Source organism: Massilia rubra (assembly GCF_011682065.1).
In the GTDB taxonomy this organism is placed as follows: domain Bacteria; phylum Pseudomonadota; class Gammaproteobacteria; order Burkholderiales; family Burkholderiaceae_D; genus Telluria_A; species Telluria_A rubra.
This window is the reverse complement of the sequence record NZ_VUYU01000009.1, coordinates 102,982-123,001: the sequence shown is the minus strand read 5'-3', so window position 1 is coordinate 123,001 and position 20,020 is coordinate 102,982. Positions and strand designations below refer to the sequence as shown.

Here is a 20,020-nt window from a genome sequence, read left to right as displayed (position 1 = left end):
GACATGAGCAGCAAGAACAATCTGAAGGACGCCCGTACCGGGTCGCTCGAGGTGACCGTGCACGAGGCCCAGACCGGCGCGCCGGTGTCGAATGGCGCCGTCAGCGTGTATCGCCACCCGGCCGGCATCGACAGTTTCGAGGCGGCCCGCTGGACGCCGTCGTACGAAGTCCTGGAAGCGACCGCCGTCACCGGCAGCGCGGGCGAGGCCACGGTGGCCAACCTGGCGCCGGGCAGCTACGTGGTCGTCTACGAGCACTACCCGCTGACCGAGCCGCGCTGCGTGAAGGTCGATGGCGGCTGCCGCGCCGTGGTCTGCTTCCAGCTGGCGCTGGAACTGCGCGCCGAACTCAGTTACGAAACGGTCGACTGCCAGGCCAACACCTGCAGCGTGGCGCGCGTGGCCGACCGGGTGGTGGCCACGATCCGCTTTTCCGGCAACCAGTCCGACCTCAAGCCCCATGTGCGGTTGCTGCCCACGCCCGGATGGATCGCGCGCGAGGACGATCCGTACGTGCTCTCGCGCGTGGTGCGCCACGCCGGGCCGCAGCAGTTCGAGGCGGTGCTGGCGTTCGAACGCAGGCCCTCGGCGGCCGCGCTGGCGCCGGGCATCAACATGGCGCCACTGGCTGCGCCGGCCATGATCGGCATCCGCCAGGGCTTTGTCGCCGACGAGCGCACGCCGAGCCCGATCTCGGGCAACATCGGCGTTTCGATGACGCGCACCGAGACCGAGCCGACCGACGACCTGCCGCTGTGGACCCTGATCCGCAACAGCACCGATGCGATGTCGTTTACGAACTACCTGAACTTCATGGATGCGCTGTTCTGCACCCCGGCCAACCGTACTGCCGCCTTCGACGCAAAAAGCCAGCTGTTCGAGCAGTTGCGCCAGCGCCGCGCTTTGCCCTTCAACGATTCGGAAGCCTACCGCGTGCTCAAGGTGGCGACCGAAGCGTTCGTGATGGTCAACTGCGGGGTCCTGAGCCAACCGAACATGTTCAATCCGGTCGAAGACCAGGCCTACCTCGACCGGCGCGATATTCCGGCCACGCGCGACCTGGAAACCACCTTCAACGCCGACTACCTCGAAACCACGGTGGACGGCACCAAGGTGCTGCCGTACCTGGCGATCATCCGGCGCAAGCTGCCCGACGTGCCGATCCACCTGCTGCGCGGGATCGAGGGCGAGGCCGATCTGTGCTTCGGCATCGTCCAGCAAAAGCTGGCCAATCCCTGCCTGCTGGAGCTGATCTGGTCCTACTGGCACGAAGAGGGCATGCTGGTGCAGACCATGAACGCGATCACCCAGCGCTTCCAGAACGTGCGCGCGCTGGGCCGCGACGACCCGCTGGCGAACCTCGAAATCGACCCGCTGCGCCCCCTGAATAACCTCATCTGGGGTTACACGCAGGATGAACAACATCGCCTCACCGTGGTGCGGCGCAATTACGAGTACGACCACCATTACGGCGTGCGGCTCGACGGCAAGGCGGTCCAGCATTTCCGCCCGGCCGACACGCGCTCGAAATTCCTCGAAGCCTTTCATTACTTGCTGCGCCTGTGCACCGCCTTTTATCGCCAGGACGACGACACCACCGTCAAGGCCGACGCCTTCCCGGTGCTCAATGGCCTCAAGGAGGTGCACCTGATCCTGTCGCAGGGCGCGCACAACCAGTTCGGCGACCTGCCATCGACGGCGCGCATCGAAATGCTGATGCAGCAGTGGATGCTGGCGCGGCCCGAGTTCCGCGAGTTCCTCCCGACCCGCATCATGGTCGCCTATCCGGAACCGTGGATGGATCGGGTCGACGCCATGAAAAAGCTGCAGGGATGGTCCGATACGAGCGTGATGCACTTCCGCAGCCTGGCCATGTTCGGCGAACAGGTGCTGCTGTCGGTGCGCTACGGCGCCTGGAGCGACATCTACGAGCCGACCCAGGCCTTCAACTGGGCGCGCTTCTGGCGTCCGCAGATCCAGGGCTACATCCACGCCTACCGCGCCGCCACCGGGGTCGACCTGACGGTCGATGCGCGCGATCCGAAGGCGGAAGGCACCTTGCCCTCGATCCTGCTGCGCCGCCGCCTGGAGCAGCAAGCGAGGATGGCGTAGGCCATGCTCGACTTTTCCAGCGCCCTGTATCTCGGCATGCGCCATCCCAGCGCGGACCTGGGCGGCTGGGACGCGCTGACCCTGGGGCGGCCGGCGGCCAGCATGGAGCCGCCGGGGGCCGCGCAACTGGCGCAAGCGCTGGCGCTGCTGTGCGGCTGCCAGGCGGCGACCCTGCTGCCATCGACCTTGCACCTGTTCTGCGACCTGTTCGACCTGCTGGCGCGCGAACCGCTGGCGATCCTGGTCGATGGCGCCAGCTATCCGATCGCGCGCACCGGCGCCGAACGGGCGGCCGCGCGCGGCACGCCGCTGACGGTGTTCGCGCCGGCCGACGTGGACGGCGCGCGCAGGCTGGCGCGCAGCGCACGCCAGCAGGGACGGCGCCCCTTGATCCTGGCCGACGGCTATTCGCCCGGCGCGCCCGGACCACCGCCACTGGCCGCCTACGCGGCGTTGATGCGCGAGGCGGGCGGCTGGCTGGTGCTCGACGACACACAGGTGGTCGGCCTGTTCGGCGCCGCCGGCGGCGGTTCGCTGCGCCGGCACGGCGTGCAAGGGCCGCACGTGGTGGTCGGCAGTTCGCTCTCGAAAGCGTTCGGCGCGCCGCTGGCGGTGCTGTGCGCCAGCACGGAGCTGGTGCGCCGCTTCGGGCAATCAAGCCAGGCGCGCGTGCATTCGAGCCCGCCGTCGGTGGCGGCGATCCGGGCCGCGCTGGCGGCGTTGCGCATCAATCGCGCGCACGGCGACCAGCTGCGCTCGCGCCTGTGGCGGCGCGTGGCCCAGTGGCGCCTTGGGGCGGCCAGGCATGGCATTGCGCTGCATGCGAGTGCGTTTCCGGTGCAGACGCTGGCGCTGCGGCGCGATATCGATGGCGATGCGCTGCACGCCTGCCTGCGCCGCGCCGGCGTCGATGCGGTGCTGCAGCGCGCGGGTGCGCGGGCCACGCTCAGTTTCATCGTCACGGCGCGCCACGCGCCGGACGACATCGAACGCGCACTGGCGCTGCTGGCGGCCTGCCTGCGCGCGCAGGCGCCGACGGCCAGACATACAAGGAGGGAATATGAATACGGAATTTGAAATGGTGGCTTTTGAAATGGAACAAGAGCGTGGTGGCCGCCGTGGTGCGCCGGCGCGCGCACCACGGCCGTCGTCGGGCCGCACCTGGTCCGCCAAGGCGCGCGCGCCACGCTGGCCGGCCTGGGGCGGCTGGCGCTATCCGGTGCTGGCGCCGTGGCCGGAACCGGCTCCTTACGCCATCGAGGATGACGAACCGCAGGACGAACAGCCCACCAGCATCGCGCCCGCCCTGGCCAGGATGGCCGCCGCGCCAAGCTACACATCCTACGGTCCGCTGCGCGACGCGGTGGCGAAGGTGGGAGCGAACCTGGCGGGACTGTACCTGATCGAGTTCGATGGCCCGGCCGGCAAGCGCGCCTACAGCGGCCAGAGCGACAACGTGGGGCGCCGCCTGCGCCAGCATCTGCTGTGCGCCACCATGCTGGGGCTTGACGTGGGCAAGCATCGGGTGTTCGTGGCGCCGGCGCCGTCGGCGGCCGCGCGGCGCAAGACCGAAAAGGACCTGCATGCGCAGATGGGTGTCAAACCGCGCAAGCCCGGCGACCCGCCGGGCGTGCTGACCAACCAGCGCAAGGAACTGGAGGCCGAGTTGCTCGGCGAGTTCTGGGGCTGACTTACTTTAACGTATGCAAACGCTTCATCAACCGAAGGAGATCGTCATGCAAGAATCAGGATGTGGTTGCGCCAAATGCCGCCAGACGGCCGGCGAACTGGAAGTGCTCGAATTCGCAGCGCCCGGACCCTTCGGGGAGCAGGAAGAAATCGCGCTGGCGATGGAATTGATGTCGGTCGCCAGCGAGGAAGAACTCGAGCAGTTCCTCGGCAAGATGTTCAAGGGGATCTGGAAGGGCGTGAAAAAGGTCGGCTCCGTCATCGGCAAGGTCGCCAAGCCGCTCGGCGGCGTGCTCAAGGGCCTGGCCAAGACCGCGCTGCCGTTCGTGGGCAAGGCGCTCGGCTCCTTCATACCGATTCCGGGTGTGGGCACGATGCTTGGCGGCGCGCTCGGGAGTGCCGTCGCCAAGGCACTGGAGATGGAAGCGGCCGGTCTCGATGGCGAGGAGCGCGAGCTGGAAATGGCGCGCCGCTTCGTGCGCATCGCCGGCACCGCCGCCCAGCAGGCCGGCATGGCGGGGCAGGGCATGGACCCGCAGCGCGCCGCGCGCGACGCGGTCGACGCGGCGCTGCGCTGCCACTTGCCGCGCATGCGCCAGCCGGGCCTGGCCGGCGGCGCCAGTGGCGCCGACAGCGGCACCTGGCGCCGCCAGGGGCGCGGCCAGATCGTGCTCGATCTATGATCATCGATTGCCATTGCCACGCGGGCGAGGGCGACGGCTTTTCGGGCCCGTGGGATAGTGACGCCGGCCTCGAACGCTACCTGGCGCGGGCGCGCCGGGCCGGCATCGCGCGCACGGTGCTGCTGGCCGCGTTTCACTCCGACTATGCGCAGGCCAACCGCAGCGTGGCGCGCATCGTGGCGGCCGATCCGGGCCGCTTCTACGGTTTCGCGTTCGTGCATGCGCAGCGCGACCGCGGGCGGGTGCGCGCGCTGGTGCGGGTGGCCGTCGAGGAGTACGGTTTCGTGGGCATCAAGCTGCACCGGCACGATGCGCGCATCTCGCGCGAGGTGTGCGAAACGGCGCGCTTCTTTCGCCTGCCGGTGCTGTACGACGTGACCGGCGAGGTGGCGGTGGCCGAACTGCTGGCCAGCCAGTTCCCGGACGTGAACTTCATCCTGCCGCACCTGGGCAGCTTTGCCGACGACTGGAGCGCGCAGCTGGCGCTGGTCGACCATCTGGCGCGCCACCGCAATATCTACGCCGACAGCGCCGGCGTGCGCCGTTTCGACCTGCTGGAAATGGCGGTGCGCCGCGCCGGCGCGCACAAGCTGCTGTTCGGCTCCGACGGCCCGTGGCTGCATCCGGGCGTGGAACTGGCCAAGATCGGCATGCTCGGCCTGGCGCCGGACGACGAGGCGCTGGTGCTGGGGCAAAATCTGCTGCGCCTGATCGGGCGTCAGTGACGCATCAGTGTGCCTCGGCCCAGGCTTTGCGCCTGATCTGCAGCGCGCGGTCGGTCACGCCCAGGCGCAGGGCGGCGCGCTGGTTGTTGTCGCCTTCCTGTTCCAGCACCAGCTGGATCGCGATGTCGGCCGCGGCCTGGCTGATGCGCGCCAGGCCAATGCGCAGGTCGATCGCGGCGCGGATCGCACTTTCAAAGCGCACGTCGGGCCAGCTGGCGGGCGCGCCGCGCGCGGGCCGCTCGTCGGGCGCCAGGTCGCCGATGGTGATCGGCCCGGGGCCGCTGTGGCGGCACCACAGGCGCGCCACGGTCTGGCGCAGTTCGCGCACATTGCCGGGGTATTCGCGCAGCAGCAGGTATTCGCGCACGGCGTCGTCGAATTCGCAGGCCGCGCCGGGGCCGGCCAGCAGCGCCAGGAAGTGCTGCGCCAGCGGCAGCACGTCGTCGCTGCGTTCGCGCAGGGGCGGGGTGCGGCAGCGCCAGGCGGCGATGCGGTGGAACAGGTCGGCCCGGAAGCGCCCGTTCGCCACCTCCTCTTCCAGGCTGCGGTTGGTGGCGCACACCAGCCGGAAGCGCGAGCGCTGCCAGGTGTTGCTGCCGACCCGCTTATACGTATGCTCCTGCAGCACGCGCAACAGTTGTGCCTGAAGGGGCAGGGGCAGCTCGCCCACTTCGTCGAGGAACAGCACGCCGCCGTCGGCCAGCGCAAAAGCGCCGTCGCGCGCGTTGGCCGCTCCCGTGAAGGCGCCGCGCTCGTGGCCGAACAGTTCGCTGCCGGCCAGCTCGGGCGTGAGCGTGGTGCAGTCGAGCACGACCAGTTCGCCGCGCCCGCCGAGGCGGTGGATCAGTTGCGCGACCTGGTCCTTGCCGGTGCCGGTCTCGCCGGTGATCAGGACCGGCGACTCGGTGAAGGCGGCCACCTCGACCACGCTGTGCACCAGCGCGCGCCAGGCGGGACTGGCGCCGACCAGGGTGGTGCGCACCTCGGGCGAGTCGGCCAGGCGCTGCAGGGCGTCGCGGCGCTCGAGCCGGGCCCGCACGCGGGCGGCGGCGTCGCTGGCGTCGGTCCAGTTGAGCACGTCGAAAGCGCCGGCCTCGAGCAACGCCCACATGTCGGCCGTGGCCGGGGCGCGCGCGCCAACGGCGATGGCCAGCACGGTGGCGCCGGCGGCCAGGCTGCGCACCCGCTCGAGCACGGCGGCATCGATGCCGTCGAGCAGGGCCAGGCCGAAGCCAGATGCGCGCGCGCCGCCGGGATCGAGCTGCATGCCGGCCTGTTCCAGCGCCGCCGCCACCTTGGCGCACAGGGCGGCGCTGACGTGTTCGAAGGGGTGAATCCAGAGCGGGAGAGGCAGTCGGGCTTGCATGCGCGTCGTTCTCCCGGTCAAAGAAAGTTGCACAATGTTTGACAAGGCTCAAAGGTTGGTTGAGCCCCGCTTGCTACAAACGACTATACGTGCTTTTTTCTGCACAAACTTTGATCTGGCTCAATACCCATTTTGTTGCGCAGAAGTGATGCGCATGGCATGAAAAATGCAAACTACCAGGCTAGCACGCGCGGGCCGATCAGTGCCCCCAGCATGGCCGGCATCAACATGCCCAGCAGGTACCAGACGCCCACAAACGCTGAGCTTGCTTCCGGGCAATGCAGGCAATACACGGCGGCGGCGGCCGCTCCCGCCCCGAATCCTGCCGCCGCGCCCGCCAGGCGCAAGCGGGTCGGCGCCAGGGCGCGCACCACGTGCAGCGCGGCGCCGAACAGCGGCAGGGAAATGAGCGAGATCAGCAAGGGGCAGGTGCGCCAGGTGCGGCCCCAGAACAGCTCGGCGCGCAGCTCGGGCGCGGCTTGCCACAGGACCGTTGCACCCAAGCACCAGATCAGCAGCACCGGTGCGCTCAACAGGAACGCCGGCGCGGCGCTGCGCGCGCCCGGGGTCGACAGGCGCTTGAGCGCCAGGGCGCCGGCCGCCGCCAGCGCCACGGAGAAGCCCAGCTTGATCCAGAAAGGCGAGAAGCTGGCCGCCTGGGCCAGATCGGCGCGCAAGCCGAGCCCGGCCAGCACGATGATGCCGCTGACCAGCAAGGCCGCCGCCAGCGGCAGGAGGGTGACCCGCGCGGACCGGCGCTGCACGCGCACATCGGGGCCGCTGGCGAGCATGGTAATCAAGTCATCGGTGTTCATAGCGCATCCTTGAAGAGGGTTGCCAGGGTTTTCAAGCCGCGGTGGACCGCTACTTTGACCGCCGCTTCGGTCATTTGCAAGGCGGCGGCCGCTTCGCGCACCGACAAGCCGTCCAATTTGGTGTACACGATCGCCTCGCGCTGCTTGTCGGGCAGGCTGGCCAGCAGCTTGCCCAGGTCGCGCCGCGCTTCGCCCGCATCGGCGTCGGCGCTGGAAAAGAATGCGTCTTCGTCGGGCAAGGGCTCGTTCATCGCGTCGCGCCGGGCATGGCGGCGCAGCCAGTCGATCAGCTTGTACCTGGCGATCGCTACCATCCACGCCGTCAGTGGCACGGCGGTATCGTAACTCAAGCGCTGGTTGTGGATCGCCAGCAGCGATTCCTGCACCAGGTCTTCCACTTCATCCGGCCAAGCGCCCAGGCGCCGCCGCAGGAACGCGCGCAAATGCGACGCGGTCGCCTGCAAAAAGGCGCGGTAGGCCACGTTGTCGCCGTCGAGCCCCTGCAAGAACAGCGCATGCAAGCGTAACTCCGTCCTGTGCAACACGCTTACCTCAGGTATTCGTTCCATCGGTGCCTTAAGTAACAGCGTTTGATAAATAAAAATAGTTCGCAAAAATTTTTTTGCTGAACTGTAACCAATGCCGGTCTTGCTTCGAATTACCTGTCAGAGTCATTCATCACAGGCAAAACATGCATCCGTTTCCCATCATTACCGTGTCGACCGCGCCCGCTGCCGCGCCGGCATCATATGCCGCTTATTGCGAGCAAGTCAAAAGGGCCTTGCCCGGCGCCGCGCGGAGTACGCCATGAGTGCCGATGCGCGCATCATCCATCCGCTCTGGCTGCGCCTGACGCACTGGCTCAATGCGGTGGCCGTGCTGCTGCTGGTGACGAGCGGCTGGCGCATCTATAACGCGACCGCTTTTCTGGGCTTCTCGATTCCCGCGCACATCACCCTGGGCGGCTGGCTGGGCGGCGCGCTGCAATGGCATTTCGCCGCGATGTGGCTGCTGCTGGCCAACGGCATCCTGTATCTGCTGCTTAACCTGGCGTCGGGCAGGCTGCGGCGCCAGTTCTTTCCTGTGTCGCCACGCCAGTTGCTGCGCGATATGGGCGCAGCGCTGAAAGGCAAGCTGGCCCACGCCGATCCACGCCGCTACAACAGTGTGCAGCGCCTGGCCTACCTGTTCGTCATGCTCGACAGCATCGTGCTGGTGCTGTCCGGGCTGGTGCTCTGGAAATCGGTGCAGTTCCCCCTGTTGCGCATGCTGATGGGCGGCTACGAAGGCGCGCGCCAGGTCCATTTTTTTGCGATGGCCGGCCTGTGCGGCTTCATTGTCGTGCATGTGGCGATGGTGGCGCTGGTGCCGCGCACGCTGCTGGCCATGCTGCGTGGCCGCTAACGATCGAGGATTGGAAAAACCTATCATGACACTGTTCACACCACGCGCCATCGCCATTCCCGCCGAGGGCGCCGCCATGCTGGCCGACGCCGTCAAGCGCATCGCCCAGCCTTCGCGCCGGGCCTTCCTGCAGCGCAGCCTGACACTAGGCGGCCTGAGCCTGCTGACCGGCTGCTCCACCAGCGACCAGGACAGCATCGAGCAGGCATTGGCCGGCATCTCGCGCCTGAACGACCGTGTGCAGGGCCTGCTGTTCGATCCGGCGCGCCTGGCGCCCACGTATCCGGCCAGCATGATCACGCGGCCGTTTCCATTCAATGCCTTTTACGGCGAGGAGCAGATCCGCGAGGTCGATGGCGAGGCCTGGCGCCTGGAGCTGAGCGGCATGGTGGCCGAGCGCAAGCCGTGGACACTGGCCCGCCTGCGCGCGCTGCCGCAGCAGGACCAGATCACGCGCCATATCTGCGTGGAAGGCTGGAGCGCCATCGGCAAATGGGGCGGAGTCTCGTTCGGACACTTCCTGCGTCACGTGGGCGCCGACCTGAGCGCGAAATACGTGGGATTTCACTGTGCCGACGACTATTTTACGAGCATCGACATGGCGACGGCCCTGCATCCGCAAACCTTGATGGCGCTCACCTATGACGACCAGCCTTTGCCGCCGCGCTACGGCTTTCCGATGAAGCTGCGCATGCCGACCAAGCTCGGCTACAAGAATCCCAAACACATCCAGGCCATTTCCGTCACCAATACCTACCCTGGCGGCTACTGGGAAAACCAGGGGTATAACTGGTTCGGCGGCAGTTGACCGAGCATCGATCGCTGTCCCGGACCGCCCGCAAGCAGTACTTTTCTTGTTTTACTCACTCTAAAGGATTTACCATGAAGACCATCACCACCGCCCTGATCGCCGTTTCCCTGACCCTGTCCGGCGCCGTGTTCGCCCAGGACGCCATGAAGAAGGATGAGATGGCCAAGGATGGGATGCACAAGCCGGCCATGCAGAAGGATCACATGGCCAAGGATGGCATGCACAAGGACACCATGGCCAAGGACGGTATGAAGAAAGATGCGATGGGCAAGGATGCGATGAAAAAAGACGGCATGAAGAAAGATGCGATGGCCAAGGACGAGATGAAGAAAGATGCCATGGCCAAGGATGAAATGAAGAAGTAATCGAACTGCCCGGCCTCGGCGCCGGGCGTTTTCATCGGGAGATCGCATGGTCCAAGCCATCGCCATTGCCAGCAGCAGTGCCGCAGTGTCCTATGGCGCTGCGAAACCGTCGCCGGTCGCCCTGCAAGCGCAATTGCAGCGCTACCAGCAGCAGTTATCCGACTGCGTCAACTGCGCCAGCGCCGACACGCCCAAAGGCAAGTCCGACATTGAAGCCATCGCTGCGCGCATTACGCAGGTGCAGCAGCGCATCGCGCAGGCCGATGGCGCCAACACCACCACTAATGCACCGCTTGCCAGCGTGGCGGCAGGCGGCCGCATCGATGTGTTTGCTTGAATCGGGCTGCTTGCCTGGAGCAAGGCCGCAGCTCAAAGATCGCAGCCGCGCGCTGGCTGCACGCCGCGCGCGAGCCGTACGCCGATGACGGTGCCGGGATCGTCGATGTAGATCGTGGGAGTGCAATGTTCGGCGGCAATTTGCAGGTCGATGCGGTAGCGCTGCCCGGCTTGGGGGATGAAGCTCGCCGCTGCCAGGCATCTCAGTCTGTCTTGATTGTAATAGGCGCCGACGGTCACGCGCGCGCCGGCGGGGATGTGCGCATCGCCGTTGGCATCGCCTACCAGGCGGTGCCGCTCGCCCTTGGCGCAAATCCATTTGACGATGTTGCCGGACGCGTCGACCAGCGCCGAGGCATCGGCCGGCATGGGGGCCGGATGGTAGAGCGGGGCTTCGCCGCAGCCCGCCGCGCCCAGCAGGGCCAGGATCACGGACCACTTCATCAGGATGGGAGCCGGCGTCATCGCGGCTTGCCTTTGACCTTGATCTCGAGCCGCGCGATCACTTCGGCAGCCGACAGCAGGCCCGGTGCATTGTCCTGGAAGGGCACGATATAGGCGTAGGAAAAGGCCCGGCCGCCGACGGTCGAGAAGATGGCTTTCTCGCTGCGCCGGTCTTTCAGCGCCGATGGCAGGTCGTTGTACAGCGCAAAATAGGCTTTTCCTTCGCGCTGGGTGATTTCGGCGCTTCTGTAGAGTACCGAGTTGGCGGCCATATACACATGCACTCCCAACGGGCCGGTATAGCTGACTTTGATCAGTTTGCCGGGGCCCGCTTCTTCTTCGTAGCCGCCGGCATCCCGGCCCTGATACGTCAACCAAGTGCGCTCGCGGTAGTCACTGCAGGCGGCCAGCGTCAGGAGGAGGGCGAGAGAAAACGGTTTGATGAGTTTCATGATGCACTTTCGGGATGTCGCGCTGCGCACGCCTTACCTGATAATCGTGACTGAGACGCTGATCGCCTTGTACCAGCCCTGGCCATTTTTGTTAATGCCGTTCATCCCCGGCATGCAGGAATACGCCGGCCTGGTGGACGGGACCTCGTGGTTGTCCTGGTCCACGATGATCATTTCGCAACGTTGCGAGTTGCCGCGTGTGTACATGCGGGCGTCGTAGGTCTGGCCCGCCTTGGGCGTGAAGGTGGCGGTGACGGAACAGCCCGAATTGCCGCCCCAGAGAACGTGCGAAGCTTCCAGGGCGAAGGTAAATTCCTGCTCCGCTGCAATCTGCTTGCGCGGTATTTCATCGACATCATCCATGGAAATGGCGCTGTTGATGACATGGCTGGTGTGCGGGCCTCCGCATTCGCTATCGGCGAAAGCAAGGGCTCTGCCGATGCGCATGCGCGGGGTGGGGGTGTCGTTTTCCATGTACATGACGAGGGTCGCGGTCGGCTTGCTTGGCGGCGGCACGTATGTGCTACAGGCGGACAGGACCGCCAGCAGCAATGGCGCGATGAAAAGGCGGGTGTATGGCATGATGATTCGGACAGGTGGTGCGCCTTCATGCGCTCGACACGATGGCACACGATGAAAAGCGCCGGCGGGCGTCGTGTTCTGCGGAACCATATAAAGGCGGTAACAGAACCCTCACGTAGTTGCCCTACATTATCTCTTACGCAGATAACCAATTGCAACTATTGCTTGCGTAAACCACCGGTCCGGCGCTGCGCGACGAGGTCGACCCCGATCGTCCGCATAGACTAGAATGCAACATTGCAGGACAGGGCACCGCGCGGCGCCGGGCTGGACAGACTTCCCGATGCCGCAGAAAAACCGCTTCGTACACCGACAGGAAACCACGTGCGTTCACAATCAGCCATTTTTATCGTCCTTCTCGCCGCTGTTTCTCCGGCCGCGGCCGCTCCCGTCGCGCTCTCGGAAACCTCGCTTACCGGAACGTGGGAGTGCGGGCCGACGGCGATGAAAGCGCCGTCAGCGGTCATCACGGTGGTCAGCGTGATCAAGCGCGCGGCCGATCTGACGTTTACCTCCCTGGCCACCACGGTCATCACTTCCAGCGACCGTCCCACCCTGACATTCGTGGCCTCGGACGCGGGAGCCTGGCGGCTCGACGGAAACACCCTGGTCTCGGACTATCACGCGTCGACGTTCATCTCGGCCTCGGACCCACGCATCAGCACGGCAGCGGGCCAACAGGTGCTTGACGCCGAACAGCGCAAGAAGTCGACCTTCAAGTCGACCATTCTTGAGATCGGCCCCAGCGCGATGCGTTCGATTCCGCTCGACCCGACTTATCCCGAAGCGATGGTGGAAGTCACCTGCAGGCGCATCGACGCTTGATGTAATGCGGGCAAAAAGAAGCCGCCGGTGCTTGCGCAGCGGCGGCCCCGGGCCGATCGATGTGGCGGGCGCACCCTGGCGGGCGCCGCGCCTGCGCCGGCTTACTTCGGCTGGACGCTGAATTCGCCGTATTTTTTCAACTGCTCCGCCACGGCGGCATTGTCGCCCACCACCACCACCGATTGCAGTTCCGGAGCAAAGTACTTCTTGCCCATCTCGCGCACCTGTTCGGGCGTGACTTTCTGGATCAGCGGCACGTACTGGCCGAGGAATTCCGGCGGCAGGCCGACCAGCCAGTTGTTGGCCAGGGTGCGCGCCACGGCGGCCTGCATCTGGTTGCTGATCAGGTAGCCGCCGGCCACGTAGCGCTTGTTCATGCTCATTTCCGCTTCCGGCACCAGTTCGGCGCCGATGCGGGTGTACTCGTGCAAATATTCCTTGAGCGCGTCGCCGGTCACTTCGTTGCGCACATCGGCGCCGCCGACAATGCTGCCGCCGTTGCGGAAGATGCGCGCGCCGGCCGAGGCGCCGTAGGTGTAGCCCTTTTCTTCGCGCAGGTTGAGGTTCACGCGGCTGCTGAAACCGCCGCCGAGGATAGTGCTGGTCAGGCGCAGCGGCACGTAGTCGATGGCGCTGGCGGCCATGCCCGGGCTGCCCAGGCGCATGGTCGACTGCACGCTGCCGTCGCGTTGCAGGAGGATGCGCACCGGCTTGGCGGCCAGGGTGGCGCCCGGGGTTTCGGGCAGGGCCGGGCCGTCGGCCTTCCAGTCCCCGAAGGCGGCGCTGGCCAGCTTGATGGCTTCGGCCTCGTCGATGCGGCCGGTGATCACCAGCAGGCTGCGGTCGGGACGGAAGCGCTTGCCGTGCTCGGCGCGCAGCAATTCCGGCGTGACCGCGTTGATCGATTCCACGCTCGGGCTGGTGTTGCCGTACGGGTGATCGGCGAAGACCGCCTTGTTCAGCGCGCGTTCGGCGCGAAAACCGGGGTTGGTTTCGGATACTTTCAAGCCCTCCAGCGCGTTGCCCTTGCCCAGTTCGACTTCTTGCGCGGGGAAGGCCGGCATGCGCGCCACTTCGGCCAGCAGTTGCAGCATCGGGCCGGCGTTCGAGGTCAGGGCGTTGGCCGAGACCACCACGCCGTCGTGGCTGGCGCCGGCGCCGACTTCGCCGCCCAGGCCCTGGGCCGCTTCGGCGATGGCGCGCGAGTCGCGCCTGGTGCTGCCTTCGTTGAGCAGGCCCGCCATCAGGGTGGCGAAGCCGGGCAGCTTGCGCTCGTCGGCGGCCAGTCCGGCGCCGCGCACGGCCAGCACGTAGTCCACGCGCGGCAAGCCCTGGCGCGGCACGACCCACACCTGCAGGCCGTTGGCCAGGGTTTTCTTGATGATCTTGGGGGCCGGGATCGGCTTGTCCTTGCCATACGGCGGCAGTTTGGTGGCGGCCGGGGCCGGTGCAGCGGCGGCTTGCGCGGCCGTACCGAACAGCAGGGAAATACTCATTGCCAGCATCAGTTTTTTCATGGCGGCTCTCCTTAGTTCTTCACGGGGGCGGGTGCGGCCGTCGCGGCGGCGGCAGGGGCGGCCACGGCGGCGGTCTTGGCGACCGGCTTGCGGTCGATCACGGTGCGGTTGGCGCGGGTCAGGTAGGTTTTCGCGACGCGCTGGATGTCTTCCGAGCTCACGCCATCGATCCAGCCCGGAATCTGGTTGGCCACGTTGGCGTCGCCCCACAGGGTTTGCAGCTTGGCCAGGGTGTCGGCGCGGTCCATGAAGCTTTCGAGCGTGTTGTACCAGTTGGCCAGCATGCGCGTCTTGACGCGCTTGAGCGTGGCCGGATCGACCCCGCCGGCGGCCACTTTGGCGATTTCTTCATCGATGCCCTTGAGCACGGCGTCGGCGTTGCTGGTCGGCTTGTACAGGGCGAACACGGTAAACAGGGTCGGGCCGTCGAATTCCCACGGGCTGGTCAGCCCGTACAGGTTTTCCAGGTTGAGCGCCACTTCACGCCCCTTGACCAGGCCCTGGTACAGCACCGAGGCGTCGCCGCCGGCCAGCAGTTCGCCCAGCACCGCCATCGGCGCGAGGTCCTTGCTACCGCGCGCTGGCATCTTCCAGGCGGCGGCAATGGCCGGCACCTGGGCCAGCGCATCGCTTTGCTCGATGCGTTTTTCGGCCGTGTTCAGCGGCTCGGTAAAGTCGGTGGCGGGCGGGGTCGGGCGTTTCGGGATGGCGGCGAAGTATTTTTTGGCCAGCGCAAAGCCCTGGGCCGGGGTCACGTCGCCGGAAATGGCCAGTACCGCGTTGTTGGGGCCGTAGTAATCGCGGTGGAAATTGCGCACGTCGTCCAGGCTGGCGCCTTCCAGGTCTTCGAAGCTGCCGTAGCCGTCGTGGTTGTTTTCCCACTTCTGGAACGCCTGCTGGTTGATGTCGATCCACATGAAGCCGCCGTACGGCTGGTTTTTGACGTTGACGCGAATTTCTTCCTTGACCACATCCTGCTGGTTCTTCAGGGTCTTTTCGTTGAAGTCGAGCGTTTTCATGCGGTCCGCTTCGAGCCACAGGATCGACTCGATCGACGAGACCGGCGCGGTCTCTATATAGTTGGTGAAGTCGGGCCCGGTCGAACCGTTTTTGCGCCCGCCGCCGCCGGTGATGGTCTTGTCGAACACGCCCTTCGGTGCGTTCGGCGTGCCCTGGAACATCAGGTGTTCGAACAGGTGGGCGAAGCCGGTGCGGTTTTTCGGTTCGAGCCGCATGCCGACGTGGTACACCACGCTCACGCCAACGGTGGGCGAGGTGTGGTCGGGCGAGACGATCACGGTCAGGCCGTTGTCGAGCTTCTTGATGTTGACGGGAACGTTCCAGCTGTCGCTGGTGGCCGCGAATGCGGACAGGGACAGGCAAAGTCCGGCGATGAGAACGGGGAGTTGGCGCATGCGCATGAAAAACCTCACGATAAGTACCTGGGGAACCAGCTCGGCCGCAGGGGCGGGGCCCGCTGCATGGCGAAGTATCTTAACGTACGTTGGTTTTTAAGCAAACATATGCATGCGAAAAAACCCCGCATAGCGACCCTCGCGCCAGGGGGGACGCGAGGGTCTTTATGCGGGGCGCGTAAAGCTTACGCTGCCAGTGCGGCGGCTGCTGCCTTTTTGTTGCGGCGGCGAGCGGTGAAGCCCAGCAGGCCGAGGCCGGCGAGCATCATGGCGTAGGTTTCTGGCTCAGGTACCGGCGCCAGAGCGATGTTGGTCGAGTAGCGGCCCACGGTGTTCCCCAGGATGCTGCCCTTCACTTGCAGGGTGTAGGTGCCGGCGTTCAGGCTCGAGGTCGACAGCGACCATTGGTCGGTCGCGCCGGTCGACAGCAGGGTGCCGCCGAACAGGGAGCCGGTGCTGTCGATCAGGTTGAACGCGGTGATGTCCAGGCCGGTTTTAGCGCTGCCGGTCACCGAGAAAATGCCGGCGGCGAATTCGCCAGCCTGGCCCAGGGTGAAGCTGTAGTTGTCGGTGAAGGTGTTGCCTTTGTTGCCACCGGCGAAGAAACCGTCGGCTTCAGCGAAGTTATCGACGAATTCCAGGGTCGAGGTATTGATGATCTCGACAGCGGATGCCTGGCTCGATACCAGGGCAGCGGATGCCAGCGCGATGGCCGACAGGAAAACTTTAGATTTGTTCATCATATTGCACCTATTAAATTTGCCTTTTGTTAAGGCCGGATTGTGGCTTGGATCACGTATGTGTACGCGAGAGGCCAATCTAACATTGGCTTGTGACCGCGGTAAGGATGAGCTCGTTTCTTTACATCTCGTTGCAATTTTCTACAGAGAACGCTTTATTGATATGGAAATACTATTACAGGCGCATCTTCATAGTGAAGAGCTCGCTTGACCTCTGTTGCAGAGCACCATTTCTGTCTATATCATTTGTGTATGTAGTCCTATTCCTACAAAAAGACGAGAAATTATGGAAGTCATGCTTTAAGTAAATCATAAGTTATTGTTCAGTTGAGCGAGGTCAATACGGCAGGCGCGCATCATGTTGGGATGCGGCGGTCCGCTTTGGTGCTCGCCTTGTGCCGCATTGCGCTAACTTGGTGAAGCCGATAGCAAAATTCCCCGGGGGCGCTGGCACGGAACCTGCATCTGCTGCCTCTGTCCGGCTGGCAAAGTCGCTACCGGCGCTGAGAAGGAGAACACCATGTTGGAAGATGCGAGCACCTTGGTGCGCCCGCGCGACGATGGATTTGCCGGGGCCAAGCTGTCCGGCGATGTCTTTGGCGCACTTATCAACCTGTCAGGCCGGCGCCGCTTCACCTCGCAGCGCGTGGTGTTGTACGCCGTACTGGCCTCGATGGGCCATGACGGCGCGGCGGCCACCGCGCGCGAGACGCTGGCGCAGTTTCGCGAAACGCACCTGACCCTGGTCGAAGGCAAGGGTGGCTTGCCGGGCGTGTTCTGCGCCCCCTTGCGCGACGCCTATTTTGGCGTGTTGCAGGGCGACCGCGTGATCCGCGACTTCATCGCGCTGGCCGGATCGACGCTCGACGCCATCGTCGGCGAAGGGCGCGGCGCGCCCGCGCTGCTAGATGAGCTGGTGCGCAGCGCCACCACCCTGCTGAGCGTGCTCAACGGGCTGACCCTGGTGTATGAAGAACAATCGAAGCGCCACGCCCAGCTGCAAAAACGCCAGTTGCAGGTGATGATGGGGGACATCAAGACCATCGCCAAGCAGGCCCGCATGGTCGCCTTTAACGCCCAGATCGTCGCCGCGCGCGCCGGCCAGGCCGGCAAGGAGTTTTCGGTGGTGGCCAGCTCCATGACCCTGATCACGGGTGAAATCGACGATCTGGTGCATGCGGCGCTGAACGGCGCGCTGGCCAGTTGACTAGCGCGCCAGGCGCTGGCCCAGCCATTTGCCCAGGCACAGCAAGGTCAAGGTCGGCGGCAAGCCCCACGGCCCCGGAATGACCGAGGCGTCGCACACATACACGCCTGCCGCGCCGGCTTGCAGGGTGGCGTCGACGCCGTCGCCGATGCGCACGCTGCCGCCCGGATGCGCGGCGAAATGGTGGCTTTTGAAGACGTGCGTGGCGCCGCAGCCGGCCAGGATGGCGCGCGCCAGCGCTTCGCCCCGGGCCAGCTTGTCGCGATCGCGCTGGTGCAGGGTCTTGTCGACCCAGCGCGGCCCCACCGCGCCGCCGGCCTGGTCGGCGATCTTGACCATGATCGAGAGCGTGCGCCGGTGCGCGAACAGGCGGTCGAAGCGGCCCGCCTGCGCGGTGAAGGCCTGGTACATCGGCTTGGGCAGGGTCATGTCGGCCAGCGAGATGCCGGCCTCGTCCAGGCGCATGCCGGCCGCCATCGGCACCTCGGCGCCACCGTCGAGGCCGTCCACCGTGCCCATCACCGCCACCACCGGATCGCTGAACAGGCTGCTGGACTGGGCGCGCAAGCCGCTGGCGTGCAGCAGGCGCGGGCTGCCGACGCCACCGCCGGCCAGGATCACCAGCGGCGCCAGCGCCTGTTCCAGCTTGCCTCCACGCATGTATTCGACCCCGGCCGCCTTGCCGTCCTGCACCAGCACGCGCGTGGCGCGGGCCTGGTCGAGCAGGGTGGCGCCGTGGGCGCAGGCCTGCTCGATGAAGTCGCGCGCGCTCCACTTGGCCCCGAACGGGCAGCCGTAGACGCAACGCCAGCAACCCGGGCGGCACAGTTGCGGGCGGATCATCTTGTCGAGCTTGCGCCAGTCCATGCCCAAGGCCAGGGCCCCTTGCATGATGCGGCTCGCCGCCGGGCCGACCAGGGAATCCGGAAGCGGGCCGATCGGCAGTTCGGCGCGCAGCGCGTGCAAGGCCGGCCCCAGGTCGATGCCGAGGGTGGCGAAGCGGGCCAGGGGCGGATCGGCGGCGGTGGCGAAATTGATGCTGGAGCTGCCGCCGGCGTTGATGCCTTGCACCAGCAGCGAGGCGTCGCGGTGGATAAAGGCGCCCTTGCCGGGAACGGCGGCGATGCGCGCCATCTGGGCCAGGGTGCCTTTCAATGGGGCGGCGCTGCCCTGTTCCAGGATCAGCACGCGCAGGCCGCGTGCGGCCAGTTCGCGCGCCACGCTGGCGCCGCCCGGCCCGCTGCCGACGACAATCGCATCGGGCGAGGGGGCGGTGGTGGACGTGGAAGCGGGCGCGGACATGGTGCACGAGTATCGGACGCAAGCGCGGGCTCGTCAACTGGCAAACCTGCGCGTGACGCCTCATCGCGCATTTTCGCTGGACCAGGTGGCGAAAAATGCAGTTCATCGCAATCGGCTGGAGAGATGCGCCCTATGTGGCTAAAGTCACACCATACCGCCACGGCACCAAACCGAACACGAGGAGCGCATCATGAACATCGCCAAACACATGGAAGCCATTTTTCTTGCCGTCGTCGCCGTGATCGGCGCCAGCACCTTCGCCACGGCCGGCGCGCCGGCGCCAACCCAGCGTAGCGCGCCGCTGGCCGCCAGCGCTAATGTAGAGTCCGCCATTCCGGTGGTCGTGGTCAGCGCGCGCCGCCTGAGCGCCGCCGAAAAAGCCCGGCTGCCGCAATAAGCTGGAACGCCGTCCGACTTGTTGCTGGCGCAGGCGCCAGGCAAGCCACGATAAGAAAACGCGAAAGACGCACCATGATTGATTTTTTCAAAGCCGGCGCGCTGGCGGCGGCCTTGGCCCTGGCCTCGCTCGCCACGGCCGGCGCCGCCGACGACAGTGCGACCGAAACACGGACGATCGACGCCAGCGCCCAGCGTGTCCGGCTCGACGGCGCGATCGACCTGCACCTGCGCCAGGGCGCCGTGCCCAGCCTGGTCATCAGCGGCGCCCGGCGCATCCTGGGCAGCGTTACCACCGAGCAGCACGGCGACACCATCAGCATTGGCGGCGCCGCGCGCGGCGCGCGTGCGCGGGCCGAACTGACCCTCCCGAGCTTGCGCGAAGTGTCGTCCGACAGCTTTGGCTCGGCCGAGATCAGCGGCTTTGCCGGCGACGAGCTCGACTTGTCGCTGGAAGGGGCCGGCTCGATGAAGGTCAACTGCACCTACCGCGTCGTCAGCGCCAGCCTGGGCGGGGTCGGCAGCCTGGACTTGCAGGGTGTGGCCAGCGAGGGCGTGGAACTGGCGTTGCGCGGGGCGGGCTATGTCAGGCTGAGCGGACGCGCCAAGTGGCTCAGGGCCAGCCTGGGCGGGCTGGGCGGACTCGATGCGCAGCACTTCCAGGTCGACAGCGTGAATGTCGACCTGAACGGACTGGGCAACGCCACGGTGATGGCGCGCCAGAGCGCCAACCTGCGCCTGAACGGCATGGGGTCGGTGACGGTGTACGGCAAGCCGCCCAGCCGCAACGTCAGCGTCGAAGGCCTTGGCAAGGTCACTTGGAAATGAGCGTCA

23 protein-coding genes are annotated in these 20,020 nt (G+C 66.1%); 13 read left to right on the top strand and 10 right to left on the bottom strand.

Annotation, left to right across the window (positions count from 1 at the left end; all coding sequences use genetic code 11):
- The first annotated feature begins 3 nt into the window (after positions 1 to 3).
- The 5 genes from F0185_RS16095 to F0185_RS16075 are packed head-to-tail and all read left to right on the top strand — an operon-like array spanning position 4 to position 5,209.
- The gene (locus tag F0185_RS16095) at positions 4 to 2,112 is read left to right on the top strand and encodes an MSCRAMM family protein (RefSeq protein ID WP_167226040.1); all 2,109 of its coding nucleotides are present in this window, start codon (positions 4 to 6) and stop codon (positions 2,110 to 2,112) included.
- A 3-nt stretch (positions 2,113 to 2,115) separates the two neighbouring features.
- Positions 2,116 to 3,189, top strand: a complete 1,074-nt coding sequence (locus F0185_RS16090) for an aminotransferase class I/II-fold pyridoxal phosphate-dependent enzyme (protein WP_167226038.1) — start codon at positions 2,116 to 2,118, stop codon at positions 3,187 to 3,189.
- The gene (locus tag F0185_RS16085; RefSeq protein ID WP_167226036.1) at positions 3,173 to 3,802 is read left to right on the top strand and encodes a GIY-YIG nuclease family protein; all 630 of its coding nucleotides are present in this window, start codon (positions 3,173 to 3,175) and stop codon (positions 3,800 to 3,802) included. The genes F0185_RS16090 and F0185_RS16085 overlap by 17 nt, the downstream gene beginning before the upstream one ends.
- A 46-nt stretch (positions 3,803 to 3,848) precedes the next feature.
- Complete coding sequence (locus F0185_RS16080; RefSeq protein WP_167226034.1) at positions 3,849 to 4,484, top strand: hypothetical protein; 636 nt, start codon at positions 3,849 to 3,851, stop codon at positions 4,482 to 4,484.
- Complete coding sequence (locus F0185_RS16075) at positions 4,481 to 5,209, top strand: amidohydrolase family protein (RefSeq protein ID WP_166886510.1); 729 nt, start codon at positions 4,481 to 4,483, stop codon at positions 5,207 to 5,209. Before F0185_RS16080 ends, F0185_RS16075 begins: the two co-directional genes overlap by 4 nt.
- A gap of 4 nt (positions 5,210 to 5,213) precedes the next feature.
- Here F0185_RS16075 and F0185_RS16070 read toward each other — a convergent pair whose 3' ends face one another.
- The 3 genes from F0185_RS16070 to F0185_RS16060 all read right to left on the bottom strand — a co-directional run bounded on the left by F0185_RS16070 (position 5,214) and on the right by F0185_RS16060 (position 7,959).
- The gene (locus F0185_RS16070) at positions 5,214 to 6,575 is read right to left on the bottom strand and encodes a sigma-54-dependent transcriptional regulator (protein WP_167226032.1); all 1,362 of its coding nucleotides are present in this window, start codon (positions 6,573 to 6,575) and stop codon (positions 5,214 to 5,216) included.
- Between the two features lie 173 nt (positions 6,576 to 6,748).
- On the bottom strand, positions 6,749 to 7,390 hold the full coding sequence (locus F0185_RS16065; protein WP_167226030.1) for an NrsF family protein: 642 nt from the start codon (positions 7,388 to 7,390) through the stop codon (positions 6,749 to 6,751).
- Entirely contained in the window at positions 7,387 to 7,959 is a 573-nt protein-coding gene (locus tag F0185_RS16060; protein WP_167226029.1) for a sigma-70 family RNA polymerase sigma factor, read from the bottom strand. The genes F0185_RS16065 and F0185_RS16060 overlap by 4 nt, the downstream gene beginning before the upstream one ends.
- Positions 7,960 to 8,197: 238 nt before the next feature.
- On the opposite strand from F0185_RS16060, the gene F0185_RS16055 reads away from it, so the two are divergent.
- From F0185_RS16055 to F0185_RS16040, 4 genes are all read left to right on the top strand, one after another.
- The gene (locus F0185_RS16055; protein ID WP_167226027.1) at positions 8,198 to 8,794 is read left to right on the top strand and encodes a cytochrome b/b6 domain-containing protein; all 597 of its coding nucleotides are present in this window, start codon (positions 8,198 to 8,200) and stop codon (positions 8,792 to 8,794) included.
- A 25-nt stretch (positions 8,795 to 8,819) separates the two neighbouring features.
- Positions 8,820 to 9,602 (top strand): molybdopterin-dependent oxidoreductase, encoded by a 783-nt coding sequence (locus F0185_RS16050; protein ID WP_167226025.1) that lies wholly within the window; start codon positions 8,820 to 8,822, stop codon positions 9,600 to 9,602.
- A gap of 74 nt (positions 9,603 to 9,676) precedes the next feature.
- The gene (locus tag F0185_RS16045) at positions 9,677 to 9,970 is read left to right on the top strand and encodes a pentapeptide MXKDX repeat protein (RefSeq protein ID WP_167226023.1); all 294 of its coding nucleotides are present in this window, start codon (positions 9,677 to 9,679) and stop codon (positions 9,968 to 9,970) included.
- 46 nt (positions 9,971 to 10,016) lie between these two features.
- Entirely contained in the window at positions 10,017 to 10,307 is a 291-nt protein-coding gene (locus tag F0185_RS16040) for a hypothetical protein (RefSeq protein WP_167226021.1), read from the top strand.
- Between the two features lie 32 nt (positions 10,308 to 10,339).
- On the opposite strand, the gene F0185_RS16035 is transcribed toward F0185_RS16040, so the two are convergent.
- The 3 genes from F0185_RS16035 to F0185_RS16025 are packed head-to-tail and all read right to left on the bottom strand — an operon-like array spanning position 10,340 to position 11,784.
- Positions 10,340 to 10,771, bottom strand: coding sequence for a hypothetical protein (locus F0185_RS16035; RefSeq protein ID WP_167226019.1), 432 nt, complete (start codon positions 10,769 to 10,771; stop codon positions 10,340 to 10,342).
- Positions 10,768 to 11,202, bottom strand: a complete 435-nt coding sequence (locus tag F0185_RS16030) for a hypothetical protein (protein ID WP_167226018.1) — start codon at positions 11,200 to 11,202, stop codon at positions 10,768 to 10,770. The genes F0185_RS16035 and F0185_RS16030 overlap by 4 nt, the downstream gene beginning before the upstream one ends.
- Before the next feature lie 33 nt (positions 11,203 to 11,235).
- Positions 11,236 to 11,784, bottom strand: coding sequence for a hypothetical protein (locus tag F0185_RS16025; RefSeq protein ID WP_167226016.1), 549 nt, complete (start codon positions 11,782 to 11,784; stop codon positions 11,236 to 11,238).
- Positions 11,785 to 12,108: 324 nt separating this feature from the next.
- Here F0185_RS16025 and F0185_RS16020 point away from each other — a divergent pair, with 324 nt between their 5' ends.
- The gene (locus tag F0185_RS16020) at positions 12,109 to 12,609 is read left to right on the top strand and encodes a hypothetical protein (RefSeq protein ID WP_167226014.1); all 501 of its coding nucleotides are present in this window, start codon (positions 12,109 to 12,111) and stop codon (positions 12,607 to 12,609) included.
- Positions 12,610 to 12,710: 101 nt separating this feature from the next.
- On the opposite strand, the gene F0185_RS16015 is transcribed toward F0185_RS16020, so the two are convergent.
- From F0185_RS16015 to F0185_RS16005, 3 genes are all read right to left on the bottom strand, one after another.
- A complete protein-coding gene (locus F0185_RS16015; protein ID WP_167226012.1) occupies positions 12,711 to 14,126 on the bottom strand; it encodes a M16 family metallopeptidase in 1,416 nt (471 codons plus the stop codon).
- 11 nt (positions 14,127 to 14,137) lie between these two features.
- Complete coding sequence (locus tag F0185_RS16010) at positions 14,138 to 15,541, bottom strand: M16 family metallopeptidase (protein WP_229477059.1); 1,404 nt, start codon at positions 15,539 to 15,541, stop codon at positions 14,138 to 14,140.
- 185 nt (positions 15,542 to 15,726) lie between these two features.
- Positions 15,727 to 16,281 (bottom strand): FxDxF family PEP-CTERM protein, encoded by a 555-nt coding sequence (locus tag F0185_RS16005; RefSeq protein ID WP_167226009.1) that lies wholly within the window; start codon positions 16,279 to 16,281, stop codon positions 15,727 to 15,729.
- Between the two features lie 520 nt (positions 16,282 to 16,801).
- Between F0185_RS16005 and F0185_RS16000 the strand changes: the two genes are divergently transcribed.
- Entirely contained in the window at positions 16,802 to 17,488 is a 687-nt protein-coding gene (locus F0185_RS16000; RefSeq protein ID WP_167226007.1) for a methyl-accepting chemotaxis protein, read from the top strand.
- Here F0185_RS16000 and F0185_RS15995 read toward each other — a convergent pair whose 3' ends face one another.
- Positions 17,489 to 18,790, bottom strand: coding sequence for a GMC family oxidoreductase N-terminal domain-containing protein (locus tag F0185_RS15995; RefSeq protein WP_167226005.1), 1,302 nt, complete (start codon positions 18,788 to 18,790; stop codon positions 17,489 to 17,491).
- 190 nt (positions 18,791 to 18,980) lie between these two features.
- Here F0185_RS15995 and F0185_RS15990 point away from each other — a divergent pair, with 190 nt between their 5' ends.
- Positions 18,981 to 19,187, top strand: a complete 207-nt coding sequence (locus tag F0185_RS15990; protein WP_167226003.1) for a hypothetical protein — start codon at positions 18,981 to 18,983, stop codon at positions 19,185 to 19,187.
- A gap of 74 nt (positions 19,188 to 19,261) precedes the next feature.
- Positions 19,262 to 20,014 carry a GIN domain-containing protein gene (locus F0185_RS15985; RefSeq protein WP_167226001.1) on the top strand — a complete coding sequence of 251 codons (753 nt, stop codon included), beginning with the start codon at positions 19,262 to 19,264 and terminating at the stop codon, positions 20,012 to 20,014.
- Positions 20,015 to 20,020 lie beyond the last annotated feature (6 nt).

Excerpts from the sequence above, each read along its gene's own strand:
- F0185_RS16000 (WP_167226007.1), top strand. The coding sequence starts at position 16,802 with ATGTTGGAAGATGCGAGCACCTTGGTGCGCCCGCGCGACGATGGATTT.
- F0185_RS16060 (WP_167226029.1), bottom strand. The coding sequence starts at position 7,959 with ATGGAACGAATACCTGAGGTAAGCGTGTTGCACAGGACGGAGTTACGC.
- F0185_RS16005 (WP_167226009.1), bottom strand. The coding sequence starts at position 16,281 with ATGAACAAATCTAAAGTTTTCCTGTCGGCCATCGCGCTGGCATCCGCT.
- F0185_RS16065 (WP_167226030.1), bottom strand. The coding sequence starts at position 7,390 with ATGAACACCGATGACTTGATTACCATGCTCGCCAGCGGCCCCGATGTG.
- F0185_RS16025 (WP_167226016.1), bottom strand. The coding sequence starts at position 11,784 with ATGCCATACACCCGCCTTTTCATCGCGCCATTGCTGCTGGCGGTCCTG.
- F0185_RS15995 (WP_167226005.1), bottom strand. The coding sequence starts at position 18,790 with ATGTCCGCGCCCGCTTCCACGTCCACCACCGCCCCCTCGCCCGATGCG.
- F0185_RS16070 (WP_167226032.1), bottom strand. The coding sequence starts at position 6,575 with ATGCAAGCCCGACTGCCTCTCCCGCTCTGGATTCACCCCTTCGAACAC.
- F0185_RS16035 (WP_167226019.1), bottom strand. The coding sequence starts at position 10,771 with ATGACGCCGGCTCCCATCCTGATGAAGTGGTCCGTGATCCTGGCCCTG.
- F0185_RS16010 (WP_229477059.1), bottom strand. The coding sequence starts at position 15,541 with ATGCGCCAACTCCCCGTTCTCATCGCCGGACTTTGCCTGTCCCTGTCC.
- F0185_RS16050 (WP_167226025.1), top strand. The coding sequence starts at position 8,820 with ATGACACTGTTCACACCACGCGCCATCGCCATTCCCGCCGAGGGCGCC.
- F0185_RS16075 (WP_166886510.1), top strand. The coding sequence starts at position 4,481 with ATGATCATCGATTGCCATTGCCACGCGGGCGAGGGCGACGGCTTTTCG.
- F0185_RS16040 (WP_167226021.1), top strand. The coding sequence starts at position 10,017 with ATGGTCCAAGCCATCGCCATTGCCAGCAGCAGTGCCGCAGTGTCCTAT.
- F0185_RS16015 (WP_167226012.1), bottom strand. The coding sequence starts at position 14,126 with ATGAAAAAACTGATGCTGGCAATGAGTATTTCCCTGCTGTTCGGTACG.
- F0185_RS16080 (WP_167226034.1), top strand. The coding sequence starts at position 3,849 with ATGCAAGAATCAGGATGTGGTTGCGCCAAATGCCGCCAGACGGCCGGC.
- F0185_RS16095 (WP_167226040.1), top strand. The coding sequence starts at position 4 with ATGAGCAGCAAGAACAATCTGAAGGACGCCCGTACCGGGTCGCTCGAG.
- F0185_RS16055 (WP_167226027.1), top strand. The coding sequence starts at position 8,198 with ATGAGTGCCGATGCGCGCATCATCCATCCGCTCTGGCTGCGCCTGACG.
- F0185_RS16030 (WP_167226018.1), bottom strand. The coding sequence starts at position 11,202 with ATGAAACTCATCAAACCGTTTTCTCTCGCCCTCCTCCTGACGCTGGCC.
- F0185_RS15985 (WP_167226001.1), top strand. The coding sequence starts at position 19,262 with ATGATTGATTTTTTCAAAGCCGGCGCGCTGGCGGCGGCCTTGGCCCTG.
- F0185_RS16045 (WP_167226023.1), top strand. The coding sequence starts at position 9,677 with ATGAAGACCATCACCACCGCCCTGATCGCCGTTTCCCTGACCCTGTCC.
- F0185_RS15990 (WP_167226003.1), top strand. The coding sequence starts at position 18,981 with ATGAACATCGCCAAACACATGGAAGCCATTTTTCTTGCCGTCGTCGCC.
- F0185_RS16090 (WP_167226038.1), top strand. The coding sequence starts at position 2,116 with ATGCTCGACTTTTCCAGCGCCCTGTATCTCGGCATGCGCCATCCCAGC.
- F0185_RS16085 (WP_167226036.1), top strand. The coding sequence starts at position 3,173 with ATGAATACGGAATTTGAAATGGTGGCTTTTGAAATGGAACAAGAGCGT.